Genomic DNA, 15,438 nt, shown 5'->3' with positions numbered 1-15,438 from the left:
GGGTTCAGCTGCCTCGCACTGCCCGGGCCACCACGTCCAGGAACCGTGCGTGGGCCCGGGCGCTGGGCGCGGGCTCCGGGTTCCAGGGGACGGCCGGGATGCCGTGTCGCAGGTGGTCACCGAGCGGCGCCGCATGGGCGCGGGCGTCGACGAGGACGAGGTCCGGCTCCAGGGCAGCCGCCTCCTGCCAGGCGGTGGTGGACCAGTTGATGCCGCCCGCCTGCGGTGGCTCGACCAGGGGCAGGCCCAGCCTCGTGAGGTCGGCGAGGTCCGGCCAGGTGTGCGGGCGGGCCAGGTGCACGGTCCGACCGTCTGCCGGGGACAGGGCGAGGACACGGCGGTACGCGGATGTGGCCGCGGCGTCCGTCAACCTCCGCTCGGCGGCGGCGAGTTCGGCATCGGCGGCGGGGGAGTCCGGTGCGCCCAGCGCGCGGGCAAGCTCGCCGAAGCGGCCGCGGACCCGCGCGAGCGGATGCGCCTGGCCCACGTCGAGCACGGCCAGGGGGACCTGTTCCTCCAGGTACTTGGTGGCCGGTACGGGGATGCCGTAGACCTGCCCGGCCGCATGGCTCACGCCCACCACGAGGTCGGGCCGGTCGGCCAGGACGGCATCCAGATCGAGGCCCTCGCCCGCGCCGTAGTACGTCACGCCCGACTCGGCGAGCGGGCCCGCCTTGACCGGGTCGGGGGCGTCGGCCCGGTCGTGCGCGGAGCCGAAGACGCCGATGGGCGGCACACCCAGGTCCGCGAGGGCCGCGCCCGCCTGTATGTAGGCGACGACCCGCGCGGGGCGTCGTAATGCCGCGACCACATGGCCGCGATCGTCGGTGAAGGTCCAGCCGGAGGGCTCGGGGAGGTAGGACATGTGCGGATCCTGTTCTCGTCGGAGGCGGTCGCGCCGCGATCTTCGGTGGATTCCTGCCCATGGCCGGGACGTACATACGCGGTCGGCGCCCCCTGCCGCCACCCTGGCCGGATGAGGCTCAGAGCCTCTGCTCCCGGGCCGTCGGGTGGCGCTCAACTCCCGCCCCGGGGCGGCCCGGTGGCCTCGGTTCGGCGCGCACGAGCTGCCGGGCCCCGTCGGCGGGCGGTTCGTCCGCGCAGCCGAGTGGCCGGCCGCGCAGAGCACGACCGGCCACATGACGCCTTTGCCGCTGGGGAGATCAGCCGCGCAGCCGCAGCACCAGGTGCAGCGTGCTCTCCTTCTGGATGTTGTAGTCGGACAGCGTCCGCCCGTCCTCGAGCTGCTTCCCGGCGAAGATCAGGCGCTGCTGGTCCGGCGGGATGCCCTCCTTGTCCTGGATCTTCTGCTTGACGTTGTCGATCGTGTCGGACGGCTCGACCTCAAGCGTGATCGTCTTGCCCGTGAGCGTCTTGACGAAGAGCTGCATGTCCGGGGCGATCTCGTACGACGTCGCCCCGTCGAAGCTCTGCCGCCGCTCGCCGATGCGGATGTCGGCGTCGAACTTCGGCGTCGCCTCGGCATCGGCGTTGCGCAGCTGCACCCGGATACTGCTCGAACGCAGGTACTGCGGCTGGCCCTTGGGGCGGACCACGCCGATCCCGTTGACCGTGACGGTTCCCCGCACGGGCACCTTGACGGTCTCGCCGTCGACCTGCACCGGCACCTCACCGCTGACAGGGGTCTGCCAGTTGTGCGGAATGGGCGCCTTCGGCAGCTCGACCTCTTCGCCGGCGATCTGCAGGGACTCGATGCGGGTCGAGTTGTGGCACTTGGCCAGGCCCTCGGCCTCGGAGAACGCGCAGGCCAGCGCGCCGTGCACCTCGGAGGCCGTGACCAGGTCCGACAGGACGCTGGCGTGCATGACGTCCGAGACGCCCGAGGCTTCCTGCTCCTTGTCGGCCTCGAACCCCCAGGCGCTCGCGTTGCCATGGGTGTTGGTGAGCGTCACCGCGTTCGGCACCGACTTGAAGTCGACCGGCAGGGCGCCCTGTTGAGCGTCCTGCTCCCATGGACCGTCCTGGAGGACGCTGCCCTCGCAGGCGAGGTCATAGGTGTCCGCGCCCACCGTGACCGTGCCGTTGGCGCCGCAGATCTCGTTGTGTTCCGGCTCGGTGGTGTCGGCCAGGGCCGGAGCGGCCGACAGCATCGCCACGGCCGCGGCGATGCAGATGCTCGTCATTCGTTTCATGAGCCAGCAGTATCAAAAAGTGGCTTATGTCATGTTTTGCCGCGCGTAGTTGAAAGCGAATCCGTCGGCGAGATTCACTCCTTGTGCGCGGGCCCTGGGGCGTGTGTCGGAAGCCCCTCCTGCCCCGCGACGCCCGGCACGCACGCTCGTCGCACCGCGAGACATCAGCTGCTCCGCAGCGGGGGCAGGGCCCGGCCTCCGGGCGGACGGAGGGACTGCCGACACACGCCCTAGCCGCGAAAGCTCCGCGACAGCCAGGGGCTCAGCGTGTTGTGGAGGACGAGTTCCTTGTACGTCTCGTCGCCGGGCAGCGGCACGATCAGCCAGTAGCCGGGCGGGAAGAACCTGCCCTTCACGTACGTCAGTCCGCCGTAGACCGAGCGCAGGAAGACGGGTACCGCGTCCCGTGGGACGTCGTGGAACTCCACCTCGTCGACCGTGATCTTCGCATCGTCCTCGGGGAAGACCCGCACGGTCACGGCGGGCGATCCGGCCAGCTCGACGAACGCCTCGTGCGGCAGCGAACCGTCCGGGTCGAGGACCGTGAAGACCCCGGCGGAGGTGCGACGGGTCGTCCGGTCCGCGCCGATGTCGTCGGTGACCGTCATGGCCCGGCCGTACTCGTCCGCGACCGCGCGGATCGCGGTGACGGTGGCCTCGGTGGTCGGCAGGTGAGGGTGTCCCATGGCGTCGATCCTGCCTCAGTCTGTGGGCGGCCCCGCCGTGAGGGGCGGCGCCCTTGCGGGAGCCGCCCCTCACGGGAAGGTGACCGGGGTCAGTCGTTCTTGCGGCCGCGACGCAGCATCGCGAAGCCGAGCGCCGCGGCACCGGCCGCCGCCATGCTGCCGCCGGCGGCGATCAGCGCGGTCTCGTCGGGCTCGGCCGTGGCGCCCTCGGAACCGGCCTTGACCCCGCCCTTCGGGACGATCCGGTCCTTCTTGCCGCCGTCGGTGCTGCCCTCGACCCAGCCCTTCATGGTGCCGTCGGGGTTGAGGACGAAGTGGGCGCCGTTGTGCTGCCCGTACGCGGGCTGCTTGCCGGACTGCTTGAGGGTGTCCCAGACGACCAGGTTCCCCGAGTCCGTGGCCTTGCCGATCAGGTCGGCCTCGAAGCCGGCCTTGGTCTTGTAGACCTTGGCGTCGAAGCCGCTGCCGCCGAGGTTCGTGTACTCGCGTACGAAGGTACGGCCGGGCTTGGGCGTCTCGTTCTTCTTCTTGGTGATCGAGCCGTCGGAGTTCAGCGTGAACGTACAGCCGTCGATCACCTTGGAGGCGGACTTGCCGGGCTCGGTCTGCAGCGAGCCCTTGGCCGCGTTGTTCAGGGATATCTGGGCCTTGGCGATCCGGGCCGAGGCGTTCAGCTGGACGTTGGCCGACCAGCCGCTGCCGAGGTCCTGGGTGCCCTTGGACTCCCAGCCGCCCGGGACGACCGGGTCGGAGTCGACCCAGCCCTTCATGGTGCCGTCGGCGTCGAGCGCGAAGTGGGCGCCGTTGTGCTGCCCGGTGGCGGGCTTGTCGCCGGACTGCTTCAGGGTGTCCCACTGGACGTAGCGGCCGGAGGACGGGTCCTTGGCGAACATGTCCGCCTCGAAGCCGGCCTTGGTCTTGTAGACCTTGGCGTCGAAGCCGCTGCCGCCGAGGTTCGTGTACTCGCGTACGAAGTCGCGCTGGTCCGGCTTCGGGGTCTCGTCGTTCTTCTTCGACACGGACCCGTCGGTGGTCAGCGTGAAGGTGATGTCGTTGATCTTGGTCGAGGCGGACTTGCCCTCGGCCTTGAGCGCGCCCTGGACCGACCCGTCGAGGGCGATGTCCGCCTTCGCGGACCGGGCCGAGGCGTTCACCTGGACGGCCGCCGACCAGCCGTCGCCGAGGTCCTGGGTGCCCTTGTCCTCCCAGCCGCCGGGCACGCCCGTGTTGTTCTTCTGGGCGGACACGTCCCCGGAGGGGCTGAGCGTGACCGTGTAGCCGTCCACGACCTTGGAGGCGGGCGAGCCCGAGGCCTCCAGGGTGCCGAGCTGCTGCCCGCCCTTGGCAAGGGTGGCCGCGGCGGAGTTCGCGGACGCCTTCACGCGGACGTCGGCGGTGATGCCACCGGCCAGCTGCCGCGCACCGAGGGACTTCCACTCGTCGCCGCCCGGCTTCGGCGTCTGGTCGCCCTCGTCCTTCTTGGGCTCCTTGGACTGCTCGTCGCCACCCGGCAGGACCTGGTCCTGGTCCTGGCCCTGGTTGTCCGTGCCGGGCCGGACCTGCTCCTGGCCGGAGTCCGGGGCGGCGGGAGTGTCGGCGAAGGCGGCCGTGGTGGAGAGGGAGAGACCGGCGACGACGCCGGCGGCGATGACCGAGGAGCGGAGCGTACGGCAGGTGACGCGCATGATCGAAGACTTCCTTGTGGCAGGGCTGCGGGGGGTTCGGTCGCGTCCCGAGCGGTGGCGACAACAACGAAGCTACGGGCGTCATATTTGGATAAGCCGTAGAGAATGTAACGAACAGGATGAAAACGTCACGCGTACTGTAAATGCGACAAAGGTCCTGGTGGGAGGCGGGTCGAACGGCCCTGCTCCACGACTGCGCAACAGTCCTCCCCGGACGCTGGAGCCCACAGCGGCACGGGTGTGAGGGTGGCGGACATGACACCTCGTGCCGCCGCCCCCGCCCGCACTGCCGGCGCCCTGTGCCTGACGCTCGCGGTGCTCGCCGGATGCGGCAGCGGCAACGCGGGCGGCACACCCTCGCCGTCGGACGACCGTGCCTCGGCTGGGGTGCCCAGCGCGCCCGCCGAGAGCCGGGCACCGGTCCCCGGCAAGGGCTCGAAGGACCCCGACGACATCAACGGCGACGGACACCGCGATCTCGTCGTCCCGGCCTGCGCGGGAGGCTGCGACCCGGAGAAGTCCGTACCCCGCGACGAGCGCCTCGCCGTGGTCCACGGCTCGGCCAAGGGCCTCGACCCCGCGACCCGCACCGTCTACGGGCGAGGCGACCTGAGGCTGCCCCGGGAGGAGCAGGGCACGGGCGGGCCCGACCACCTCAACACCCGCCAGGTGACCGTCGCCGACCTCGACGGCGACGGCTTCCCCGACTTCGTCACGACGGTCGCGGGCGAGCGGATCGAGGACGCGAACATGGTGGCCCCCCGCTCCCTCCCGTACGTGGTCTGGGGCGGACCCGACGGGCCCGGAAAGGCCGGCCGGGCGACCCCGGTGCCCTTGCCGCCGGCCGTGGCGAAGCTGGGCCTGACCCAGCTGGTGCGCGGCGACTTCGACGGCGACGGGCACCACGACCTCGCCGGAATCGCGGCGAACGAGTCGTCCCTGATGGTCCTGTACGGCCCGTTCAGCCGGTCCGGCGCGCCGGCGCGCAGCGACGCCACGCTGCCCGTCGAGAATCACCAGAGCCTGGTGGTCGACGACATCGACCCGACCGGCACACCACGGCCGACCTCTCTGCTTGTCCACGACGACGGCGACGGCGGACAGGACGGCAACACCCTCTACCGGGCCCATCGCGGGAGCGGCCTGTCCCCGAACGGCCAACGGCTGCGAGCCGGGAACGCCCACGCCTTCGGCGACTTCGACGGCGACGGGCTGCGCGACGTGGCCGTCGGGGACAGCGGCAGCCGCAACGACGAGCCCGGCTACGAGACGGAGCCCGCCGACATCAACGGCTCGCTCGCCGTCTACCCGGGAAAGGGCGGCACCCCGGTCAGCCACCGGCTGCCCGAGCCGCCCAAGGGCGCGGCCAACGACTACGGGCCCGGCGGCTTCGTGGCCGCCGACCCGGACGGCGACGGCCGCGACGGCCTCCTGGTGGCCACGTACGAAGGAGCCACCCTGATCGACACCGACACCGACACCGATACCGACACCGATACCGACTCCGACACCGATACCGACACCGATACCGACACCGACACCGACACCGACACCGGCGGCGACGGTGACCGGCGTACCCAGGTGCTGCGCGAGGGCCCCGCGAAGGTGGACGGCAAGAAGACGCCCGCCCGCACCCGGCACGCCCGCCCGGCCGGGGCCGCCGACTTCGACGCCGACGGCAAGGATGAGCTCATCCTGCACTGGGCGCCGGACGGCCTGTTCGCCCTCTACGGGGAGTACCCCACGTACTGGTGGATCACTGAGGGCACGACGTCCCGCGACCGGGCCTCCTTCGTGACCACGGAATTCGCCGCGCCGTCGTCGTAAGCGCACCCCCACCCTTCGCGGCCGCGACTACGCCGCGAGGCCGCCCCCGATTGGCGGCCGACCCGCGTCCATGGCTTGCTCGTCCCAGGAGCCGGAGGCGAACGGGCACCGGCGACACCGGCGACGACGAGAGGGTGCGGCGTGCGGCTGTTCGCTGGGATCGCGGGCCTCGCGGTCGTCCTGGCCACCTTCGTGTCGGTGACCCAGACCCTGGTCACCCCGCGCGCCCTGCGCACCTGGCTGCCGCGCACGGTGCGGGCCCTGGTGCGCGGCTGCTACCAGTTCCTCGCCGACCGGATGCCCAGCGAACGGCTCAAGGACCGGGTGCTTGCCCCGGCCGCCCCCATCTCCATCCTGCTCCTGCTGGTGATCTGGCTGGGGCTGTTCCTGATCGGGTACGGGCTCCTGGAGTTCGCCGCGTCGCGACTGCCGCTCAGCGCCGCGCTGCGGGAGGCCGGCTCGTCGGTGTTCACCCTGGGCTTCGCCAGCGACGAGCGGACCAAGCTGACGGTCGTCGACTTCTGCGCGGCGGCCACCGGGCCCATCGTGATCGGGCTGCAGATCGGCTATCTGCCCACCCTGTACGCCGCGTACGCGCGCCGCGAGGCCGAGGTGAGTCTGCTCCGGATCCGTGGCGGGGTACCTGCCTGGGGGCCCCAACTCCTGGTCAGGCACGCCCAGGTGGACCTGGAGGACGCCCTGCCCGGCATCTTCCGGGCCTGGGAGAGCTGGTCCGCCGAGGTCGGCGAGAGCCACACCAACTACCCGGTCCTCATCCACTTCCGCTCGCCCAGCTGGGAGCGGAGCTGGCTGATCGCCCTGCTCGCCGTCCTCGACGCGGGCGCGCTCCATCTGGCCCTCAACCCCTCGCTCCCGCAGACCCAGATCCGGCTCACCCTGCGCGCGGGCTTCACGTGCCTGCGCGACCTGGCGCGCGAGGAGGGCATCGCGTACGACCCCGATCCGTCCCCGGACGGCCCGATCGACCTCACCTATGCGGAGTTCGTGGAGGCCGTCGAGCGGATGCGGCTGCGCGAGGTTCCGATGGAGCGCGGCCCCGAGGAGGCGTGGCCGCACTTTCGCGGCTGGCGGGTGAACTACGAGGCGATCGTGTACGCCCTCGCCCTGCGCATCGACGCCGTCCCGGCCCCCTGGTCGGGGCCGCGCCGGCGCGACCGCGGGCCGGTGGACGTGCTCACCCCGAAGGACCGCAAGCCGACCGGCGGTTGAGGCCCCGGCCCGACGACGCGGAGAGGTTCATGGTGTGCGGCGGTCGAAGCGCGCCGCCACCGCCTGCTCCAGGGTGAGCCCGCTCGCGTCCTCGGCCGGCTCCAGAAAGGCGTGGATCACGGCCAGCGCGACCGTGCCCATCAGCGAGCGGCGCCGGGCGTCGTCGACGACGCCCGCACCGGGGTCGCCGATGGCCCGCATGATCGTGCCGTCCGTGGCCACGGACAGCGCGTTCGCCAGGTCGTCGAGGGTCAGCCCCGCGCGCAGCCGCAGTCCCCGCTCGCGGATGACGGCGGCGTACAGCTCCTTCCAGGAGCCGAGGTAGTCCGCGTACACGCCGGAGATGATCCGCCCGATCTCGTCGTCCCCGTCGGCAGTCGGCATGAGGGCGAGGCTGAGCCGGACCGACGGCAGCTCGACGCCTTCGGCGGTGGTCTGGTACGCGATGTCGTGCACGGCCCCCACGAAGTCGCTGCCGTGCACCAGCTCCTTGGTGTTGGCGGCGCGCCGGATCCGGTACTGCGGCCGGTAATTCTCCTCCCACACCGCGAAGTTGATCAGGTCCGTGACGAAGTTCGAGTACGGCTGCCAGCGGTCCCGCAACAGCGACTTGCCGTGGCCGACGCACGCGAAGGGGGGATCGTTCTGGGCGAACTCGTCGGCCACGCTGCCCAGGGAGAGCGGACCGAGCAGCAGCCGCTCACTGGTCACGGGGTAGCGGGCGCCGGGGCCGAGGTGGCGGTGCAGCAGCCGCATGCCGGCTCTGAGCAGCGCGGCCGTGATCTTGTTGTTGGCCAGCTGTCTGCGTCCCCAGGGAGTACGGCGGTTGAGGTGGCGCAGAACCGTGGACAGGTCCTGGTTGTACGGGAACGGCAGGCTCTTCTTCCCCTTGGGGACGCGCGGCTCGTCGATGTCGTCCATCCGCCCATGGTCCCCCCGTGCGGCGGCCACAACCTCCCCGCAGCTGTGCGGAGTGGGGCCTTCTCCAGGGGCCTTCCCGAGGGGGCATCTCGTAAGTCGGCGGTTCCGCGCAGTTGGAGGGACGCGCGAGCGCCGGATGCCGGGATAGACCCGTGGCCCATGGTCTCGCGACGAGCGAAGGGGTGACCGGTGATGCTCACCGTCAACATGGGCGCGGCAGCTTGGGCGGTGGCCGGAGTGGCCGTCAGCAGTGCCCTGGTCCGGCTGATCCTCGCAGTGCTCGCCGCCCACGCGGCCCGCCGCGCGCTGCGATCGGGGGACGGCACCAGGGCCGGTGATCGGCTGCGCGCCCACCGGCTCGCGGTGCTGCGGGCGCTGGTCGACGGGGCGCGGGGTCGGCGCTGAGCGCTCCGCTGGGGGCGGGTGCGTTGACCGCGGGCCGGTGGCGGGTGGGTGCGTTGACCGCGGGTCGGTGGGGGCTGGTCGCGCCCACGCGGCGAAGCCGCACAGTGTCACAGCCCCGCGCCCCTTCGGGGCGCGGACCCACCGCGACCTACTCCCGTCGCGCCCGGCACCTCCGAATGAGGTCCGTCGTGGAGACGCCCGCCGTGTAGCGCACGAGCCGCAGTCTTCCCGCTGCGGCCACCGGGCCGAAGGCCGCCTCGATCCCGTCCGGTGAGACGTCGTCGCCGTGGACGACCACCGCGATGCCGTGCGCGTCCAGGAACTCGGTGGTGACCCGGAACGGAGCGTCCGGCACGACGGCATCGACGTACCGGCAGGCCTCGATCACGGTGACCCGCTCGGCCAGGCTCATGATGGGCCGTCGCTTGTAGGAGGACGCCACCTCGTCCGAGAGCACCCCCACGACCAGGTGGTCGCCGAAGGCACGCGCGGCCTTGAGGAGGGCCACGTGCCCCGGGTGGAAGAGATCTCCCACCATGTCGACATAGACACGCGTCGGCGTAGGGTTGCTCGCATCTGCAGGGGCGGCCATGGGCGTACTCCTCCTGATGTGTGCGGGGTTCGGAACGCATCCGCGGGGATCGGAACGCATCCATTGTGATCGGCCGACCGGGCACGGGAAGCCCCCTGTTGCCGCGCCGACGAGAGGTGAAGGCAGTGACGGAGCACGCCGCACGGACACACCTTGCCGAGGTCCGGGCCTGGCTCGAGCCGCGGGCCGACGACATGGCCGCACTGCTCATGCGGCTCGTGGCCGTGGACAGTGAGAACCCGCCGGGCCGGGCCCTCGGCCGGTGCGCGCAGGTGCTGCGGGAAGCCATGGAGGCGCTGGGGCTCGGCCCCGAGATCATCGAGATCACCGACCCGTCCGGCGCGCTGGAGGACCCGTGCATCGTCCGCGGGAGCGCTGGCGACGGGGCGGAACTGATCTATTTCCACGGCCACTTCGACGTCGTACCGGCGCAGCACCGCCGCCAGTTCACCGCCGAGCGCCGCGACGGCCGGATCGTCGGCAGGGGCACGGCGGACATGAAGGGCGGCATCGTCAGCATGCTGTACGGCGCCGCGGCCGCCCGGGAACTTGGCCTGCTCGACGGCGGCCGGATCGTGCTGCACCTGGTCCCCGACGAGGAGACCGGCAGCGTCCTGGGCGCAGGACACCTGCGGTCGGCGGGCCTGATCGACCGAAGGGCCCGAGCCATGGTCACGGCCGAGCCGAGCGGCGGCAGCATCTGGAACGCCGCCCGCGGCGCGGTCTCCCTGCGCGTCGACATCCGGGGCCGCGAGGCGCACGTCGGTCAGGCGCACCTGGGCGTGAACGCCTTCCAGCACCTGCTGCACGTGGCCCGCCCCGTCGAGGCGTACGCCGCCGAGATGGCTGGGCGGCACACCGCCCACCCGCTCGCCGAGGGTGACGCACCGGGCACGATGCTCGTCGTCGGCGGGCTCTTTGGCGGCGGCTCCAACTTCAACGTCGTGCCCGGCTCGGCGCACTTCACCGTGGACGGCCGCTACAACCCCGAGGAGGACCTGGACGCCGAGCTCAAACGCCTGACGGCCCTCATCGACGCGGCGGCCGCGGAGGTCGGCGCGCACGTCTCGGTCGAGGTGACCCAACTGCAGCCCGCCGCAGGCACCGCCCCGTCCCACCCGGCGGCGGCCGCCCTGGCCCGTGTCGTCGGCGCGGTAGAGGAGTCCCCGGCCCGGTTCGCGCTGTGCGCGGGCATCCTGGAGACCCGCTGGTACGCCCAGCTCGGCATCCCGGCGTTCGGGTACGGGGCGGGGCGCCTCGATGTGTCGCACGGCCCGGACGAGTACGTCGACGAGGCCGCGATGCGCCGTGCCGCCGCCGTATACGCGTTGTACGCAAGGGAGTTGCTGGCCTGAGGTCGGGGTGGCGCGGAGGCGGGACCCGCTCCCGGGCGCCCTGCTCGGCCTGCTCGCAGCAACCTCCCTGCCGCAGCCGACGCCCGCACGCCCACGCCCTGCACTTCGGCGACGAGGCGATCCCCGGACGGGGCGAGGGGCGCGGCACCGTTGGTCGCGGCGGCCGCGGATCCGGCGGCGCTCGGCAGGAAACCGGCGTCGGGAGAAGTCCGGGGTGGGCGACGGTCCTCCTGGGGGGCATGGGGGAAGTGCGCCAGGAGGAGTCTTGCGTGCGCAACGCGCCGCCGGACAGGGGAAGTTGAGCCGTTACTTGCCGCTGTCCTCCGCGAGCGTGTGCGCGACGAGGGCGTTGGCGTGGCCGTGGCCCAGGCCGTGCTCGGCCTTGAGCCAGGAGACGAGCTCCATGTGCTTGGTCAGGTCGGAGGCGCGGATGAGGGACTTCCACTCCTCGATCGGGCGGCCGTACTTCTTCTCGATGGAGGGGAAGTAGGCGGCGGGGCCCTTCACGGGTGAGGTCATGGCAGGAGGTCCTTTCGATGCTGTGTGGTGCTCTGGTAGACCGGTCGGCCCGGGCAAAGTCATCGGTGAAGGGGAAATCCAGGGGGAGGAAAGGGTAACCGGCCTCAGCCGATGCCCTGCCGGTCGGGCGTGAGCGCGAACCGCTGACGATCAGCATCCGGCACCGTCGCGCGCACCGCCTCCTGGAGGAGCCGCCGCTGCTCGGCCAGTACCGGACGGTGGTCGTCGGCCGCGACCTGCTCCAAGTCGTCCAGGCAGGCCGCGATCCGGCGGGTCACCTGGGGGCAGGCCGCACCGAACTCCCTGATCTCGGTGAGCGCCAGATCCACCAGGTCCTGCCAGGTCGGCACGGACTCCACCAGGCGTACGACTCCGCCCTCGCCCCGGTGCCTGGTCCGGCCCAGTGGCAGCGGGGCGAGCGCGGCGAGCAGCACCTGGATGCGGTCGAGGGCCTGCACGGCGGTGGTCGGGTCGTTCACGGCCGGGGACAGGGCGCGGGAGGCGATGTCGGCGAGCTGGCGCAGGCCGAAGCCGAGGTCCTGCTCGTTGGTGCGCTCCACGCCGACGTCCATGGCCGCCCGGACCTCGGCCGCGGTGGGCGGCGGTCCGTCGCAGGCGAGCAGGAGCGGGATGCCGGGGGAGAGGAAGTCCCCGACGCGCGGCACCAGCCGAAGCCGCGTACCGTCGCGCTCCGCGAGCCGCACGAGGCGCCGGGCGTCGACGGCCTGCAGCACGCCCGGTGGCCCCTCGTACGCCAGGGTTTCGGCGTCCTCGGGGTCCGGGAGCGGCGCCGCGCCGGTCGTGGGCTGCGAGGCGGGCGCCGATTCCATCAGCTGCAGGCTCTCCTTGGCGACCCGGTCCATCACGTACGTGACCCGCATCAGCCGGATCGTGGAGTGCACGTAGATCACGAAAAGGACCAGGCTGACCACCACGAAGCCCATGCCGAGCGACGCGCCGAGGTAGGGCACCACGGCCTGGCCGGCGTCCTGGACGGTGGCGTACTCCTTCTGGATCCGCAGCGTGTAGAGGAAGGTGCACAGGAACACGGCGAGGGTGGTCTTGGTGACCCAGCTCTCGACGTAGATGCGCACCACGCGCGGGGTGAACTGGCCGGCCGCCATCTGCAGGGCGACCAGGGTGATGGAGAAGACCACACCGATGAAGGTCAGCATGGCCGAACTCATGGTCCCCACCGCGGTCTTGGCGGCCGCGCCGAAGTCCTGGGTGGCCCGCAGGAACCACAGGTCCTTCAGGTCCACGTCGTCCCACCGCAGGTCCAGGTCGTGGATGAACTCGTCGACCCAGACCGCGCCGCTGGCCAGGAACCAGCCGCAGGCGATGCCGAGGAACGGCACGACGAGGAACGAGCTGCGCAGCTTCTTGCGCAGCCTCGGAATGATGACGCGACGCCGACGCAGCGCGAGATGAGCCATGGCGCAAAGGTACAGATTGCGGAGTAAAACCGGCTTAATTGGACCCCAGTCGGTACGCCTCCCGGTCCTGCCAGCGTTCGCCGTCCCAGACGATCAGATGAACGTCGCGGACCTGGCAGGTGAGCGGCAGCAGCGGGGCGAGCTCGGTCTGCAGCGCGCCGTAGGCCGCGTCCTGGGTCGCGGGCCCCTCGCTGTTGGCGAGGGTCAGGTGGGGGTCGAGCCCGGCGCCGAATATCCCGCGGTACGGCACGGCTTCGGGCCAGCGCCGGGTGAGGTCCTTGGTGAGCGCCTTGACCGGGTCGTGCGGCCACGGGTCGAGGTACAGGACGCCGGGCCAGCGTCCGAACCCGGCGAAGGTGAGCGTGAACGGGTCGTGCGAGCACAGCAGGGCGGCCAGCTCTCTTCGGAGGTCGGCGTCGATGCGGCTCTCGTGGACGAACGGGTAGAGCACGGTCACATGGGCCGGAAAGCCGGCCCGGACGAGTGCGTCGCCCTGGGGGACGTTGATGGTCAGCGCGGTGTCCCCGGGCAGGTCCGGCCAGCCCGCGGTCCCGGCCCCGCCCTCATGCTGCTCGCTGCTGCTCCGCTCCATGACGAGCCATGATCGCAGTGCCGGGGACGAGCCCGGCAACTGGACCGCGCCGACCCCTTGTTGACTCGATTTCTAACGCCTTAGAGTGCCAGATGTTACTCGCCATTAGGTTGGAGCCTCGCCATGAACGCCACCGCAGCACGCCGCCACAAGCCCCTGCCGCGCCGCGAGGACTGGGGAATCTTCGGCCCGGACTCGCCCACGTGGAAGGTCTGGGGGTACGGCCCGACCGGGCTGCTCGCCTTCCAGCGGTCCATCGTCGTGGAGTCCTTCGATCCGTTTCTCGCCGCCGCGGTCGAGGACCAGAACGGGGTGCGCGAGTACGCCCAGAGCCGCTTCAACCACACCCTCGCCTACTTCCTCACCGTGGCCGTCGCCGACTCGAAGACCGCGCTGAAGGCCTCCGACGTCCTCATGCGCATCCACGACCGCGCCCAGGGCACCGAGCCGGTCACCCAGCAGCCCTACAGCGCCAACGACCCCGACTCGCAGCTGTGGATCCACGTCACCGGCTGGCACTCCAACCTCCTGATGTACGAGCGCTACGGCCCCGGCCCGCTCACCCCCGCCGAGCAGGAGCGCTTCTGGGCCGAGTCGGCGATCGCCGCCGAGCTGCAGACCTGCGACCCGGCCAAGGTGCCCCGCTCCCGCGAGGACGTCCGCGACTACTACGCCGACATCCGCAAGCGCCTGTGCATGACCGAACACGCCCGCGCCCTGATCCACTACTTCCTGCGCTCGGAGCGCGCCGTCGCCGGCACCCAACTCTGGCTCGGCAGCCGCCTGATGGCCCCCGCCGTCATCGCCACCATCCCGCGCTGGATGCGCGTCCTCGGCGGCTTCGACCAGCCCAGGGCGCTGGACGCGGCGGTCCGCGCACCCGCCCGCGCGATGGTCAGGGCCTCCGCCCGCCCCAAGGCGCTGCTCGCCATGGTGGACCGGCTCGCCCCGGCCGTACGCCCCGTCATGGAGCAGAAGCTGTACGGCGAGCCGCCGCTCCTCGACGCGACGCTCACCCCCGCCGAGGCCCGCGAGAAGTGGGGCAGGAGCACCGGTCGCGACTGGGACGAGCGGGCGGCGGCTCTGCGGGCTGCTTCCTAAAGCGTGTTGCACAAGGCTGTGTTCGGGCAGGTCAGGGCCTGTGATCGCGGTCTTCTGGTCATGATGCGAGGGCGAGGTTGTGCATGTGGGCGACGGCCTGGACGGCGTGATGGAGGCCGTTGCCGCGCTGTCGGCAGTCGCGGAGGATCTTGTAGTTCTTCATCCGGCCGATCACATGCTCCACGCGGGCGCGGACCTTGCGGTGCGCGGCGTTGTCCGCTTCTTCGCCCGGTAGCAGGGACCGTCGGGGACGTTTGCGGTGCGGGATGACCAGACCGGTGTTGGTGTAGGCGCCGTCGCCAAGGACGGTGACGCCCTGGCAGTGCTCGGCGAGGCCGGAGGCCCGCCAGGCGTGGGCGTCCGCGGTGGTGCCCGGCACCGGGCGGGCCGCAGCGATCACCAGGCGGGTGTCAGCATCGACGATGACCTGCACGTTTGCCGAGAACCGATAGTTGCGGCTGGAGGAACCGACCTGCCGGTCGCGGACCGGGATCAACGTTCCGTCCACGATCCACAGTCGCTCCGGTGCGTCCGCCGGGCGGGAGGCCGGCTCGAGCGCGAGCAGCGGCCCGAGCCTTTGGATCACCCGGCAGACCGTGGACGAGGAGATACCGAACAGCGGTCCCAGCTGCCGCATCGTGAGGTTCGTGCGGTAGTACACCGCCACCACCAGCACCCGTTCGGCCAGCGGCAGACTCCACGGCCGGCCCTGCAGCGTGCCGTTGCCGCCGCGCTCGCGCACCGCCTTCAGCAGCCGCGCAAACTGCGTCACCCGCAGCCCGGTGAACGTCTCCACCCACACCCGTTCTGCCCTCAACACCCCAGCCATACAGCGGAGATGCCCAGATCACAGCCTTGTGCAACACGCTTTAGGGCCTGTGTCGGAAGTCCCGTCTGCCCCGCGACGCCTGGCACGCACTCTCGCCGCAGGGCCCG

Annotated in this window: 15 protein-coding genes; 5 read left to right on the top strand and 10 right to left on the bottom strand. The window is 71.6% G+C overall.

All coding sequences use genetic code 11. From position 1 onward, the window contains the following. Positions 1 to 4 precede the first annotated feature (4 nt). The 4 genes from OG430_RS05665 to OG430_RS05650 form a co-directional block, all read right to left on the bottom strand. Positions 5 to 865 carry an ABC transporter substrate-binding protein gene (locus OG430_RS05665; RefSeq protein ID WP_327351303.1) on the bottom strand — a complete coding sequence of 287 codons (861 nt, stop codon included), beginning with the start codon at positions 863 to 865 and terminating at the stop codon, positions 5 to 7. A gap of 298 nt (positions 866 to 1,163) precedes the next feature. After that, positions 1,164 to 2,153: a ubiquitin family protein gene (locus OG430_RS05660; protein ID WP_327351302.1), complete on the bottom strand. Its 990-nt coding sequence runs from the start codon at positions 2,151 to 2,153 to the stop codon at positions 1,164 to 1,166. 230 nt (positions 2,154 to 2,383) lie between these two features. Further along, the gene (locus OG430_RS05655; RefSeq protein WP_327351301.1) at positions 2,384 to 2,839 is read right to left on the bottom strand and encodes a hypothetical protein; all 456 of its coding nucleotides are present in this window, start codon (positions 2,837 to 2,839) and stop codon (positions 2,384 to 2,386) included. 89 nt (positions 2,840 to 2,928) lie between these two features. Further along, on the bottom strand, positions 2,929 to 4,524 hold the full coding sequence (locus tag OG430_RS05650; RefSeq protein ID WP_327351300.1) for a hypothetical protein: 1,596 nt from the start codon (positions 4,522 to 4,524) through the stop codon (positions 2,929 to 2,931). 255 nt (positions 4,525 to 4,779) lie between these two features. Between OG430_RS05650 and OG430_RS05645 the strand changes: the two genes are divergently transcribed. Both OG430_RS05645 and OG430_RS05640 read left to right on the top strand, forming a co-directional pair. Next, on the top strand, positions 4,780 to 6,351 hold the full coding sequence (locus tag OG430_RS05645) for an FG-GAP repeat domain-containing protein (RefSeq protein ID WP_327351299.1): 1,572 nt from the start codon (positions 4,780 to 4,782) through the stop codon (positions 6,349 to 6,351). Positions 6,352 to 6,492: 141 nt separating this feature from the next. Further along, positions 6,493 to 7,581 (top strand): hypothetical protein, encoded by a 1,089-nt coding sequence (locus tag OG430_RS05640; RefSeq protein WP_327351298.1) that lies wholly within the window; start codon positions 6,493 to 6,495, stop codon positions 7,579 to 7,581. A 27-nt stretch (positions 7,582 to 7,608) separates the two neighbouring features. Here the strand turns inward: OG430_RS05640 and OG430_RS05635 are convergent, their stop codons facing one another. Beyond that, positions 7,609 to 8,502 carry a hypothetical protein gene (locus OG430_RS05635; protein WP_327351297.1) on the bottom strand — a complete coding sequence of 298 codons (894 nt, stop codon included), beginning with the start codon at positions 8,500 to 8,502 and terminating at the stop codon, positions 7,609 to 7,611. A gap of 192 nt (positions 8,503 to 8,694) precedes the next feature. On the opposite strand from OG430_RS05635, the gene OG430_RS05630 reads away from it, so the two are divergent. Beyond that, a complete protein-coding gene (locus OG430_RS05630; protein WP_327351296.1) occupies positions 8,695 to 8,907 on the top strand; it encodes a hypothetical protein in 213 nt (70 codons plus the stop codon). Between the two features lie 148 nt (positions 8,908 to 9,055). Here the strand turns inward: OG430_RS05630 and OG430_RS05625 are convergent, their stop codons facing one another. Further along, positions 9,056 to 9,499, bottom strand: coding sequence for an adenylyltransferase/cytidyltransferase family protein (locus OG430_RS05625; RefSeq protein WP_327351295.1), 444 nt, complete (start codon positions 9,497 to 9,499; stop codon positions 9,056 to 9,058). Between the two features lie 125 nt (positions 9,500 to 9,624). On the opposite strand from OG430_RS05625, the gene OG430_RS05620 reads away from it, so the two are divergent. Beyond that, positions 9,625 to 10,854, top strand: coding sequence for a M20/M25/M40 family metallo-hydrolase (locus tag OG430_RS05620; protein ID WP_327351294.1), 1,230 nt, complete (start codon positions 9,625 to 9,627; stop codon positions 10,852 to 10,854). A 306-nt stretch (positions 10,855 to 11,160) separates the two neighbouring features. Here OG430_RS05620 and OG430_RS05615 read toward each other — a convergent pair whose 3' ends face one another. The 3 genes from OG430_RS05615 to OG430_RS05605 form a co-directional block, all read right to left on the bottom strand. After that, the gene (locus OG430_RS05615; RefSeq protein WP_327351293.1) at positions 11,161 to 11,373 is read right to left on the bottom strand and encodes a DUF4287 domain-containing protein; all 213 of its coding nucleotides are present in this window, start codon (positions 11,371 to 11,373) and stop codon (positions 11,161 to 11,163) included. 104 nt (positions 11,374 to 11,477) lie between these two features. Next, complete coding sequence (locus OG430_RS05610) at positions 11,478 to 12,809, bottom strand: DUF2254 domain-containing protein (protein ID WP_327351292.1); 1,332 nt, start codon at positions 12,807 to 12,809, stop codon at positions 11,478 to 11,480. A 34-nt stretch (positions 12,810 to 12,843) separates the two neighbouring features. After that, complete coding sequence (locus tag OG430_RS05605) at positions 12,844 to 13,401, bottom strand: 2'-5' RNA ligase family protein (RefSeq protein ID WP_327351291.1); 558 nt, start codon at positions 13,399 to 13,401, stop codon at positions 12,844 to 12,846. A gap of 123 nt (positions 13,402 to 13,524) precedes the next feature. Here OG430_RS05605 and OG430_RS05600 point away from each other — a divergent pair, with 123 nt between their 5' ends. Beyond that, positions 13,525 to 14,502 carry an oxygenase MpaB family protein gene (locus OG430_RS05600; RefSeq protein ID WP_327351290.1) on the top strand — a complete coding sequence of 326 codons (978 nt, stop codon included), beginning with the start codon at positions 13,525 to 13,527 and terminating at the stop codon, positions 14,500 to 14,502. Between the two features lie 58 nt (positions 14,503 to 14,560). Here OG430_RS05600 and OG430_RS05595 read toward each other — a convergent pair whose 3' ends face one another. After that, a complete protein-coding gene (locus tag OG430_RS05595; RefSeq protein ID WP_327351289.1) occupies positions 14,561 to 15,331 on the bottom strand; it encodes a transposase family protein in 771 nt (256 codons plus the stop codon). Positions 15,332 to 15,438: the final 107 nt, after the last annotated feature.

This window comes from Streptomyces sp. NBC_01304 (assembly GCF_035975855.1).
Lineage (GTDB): Bacteria > Actinomycetota > Actinomycetes > Streptomycetales > Streptomycetaceae > Streptomyces.
The sequence above is the reverse complement of the archived record's forward strand: the minus strand, read 5'-3'. Positions and strand labels throughout refer to the sequence as shown.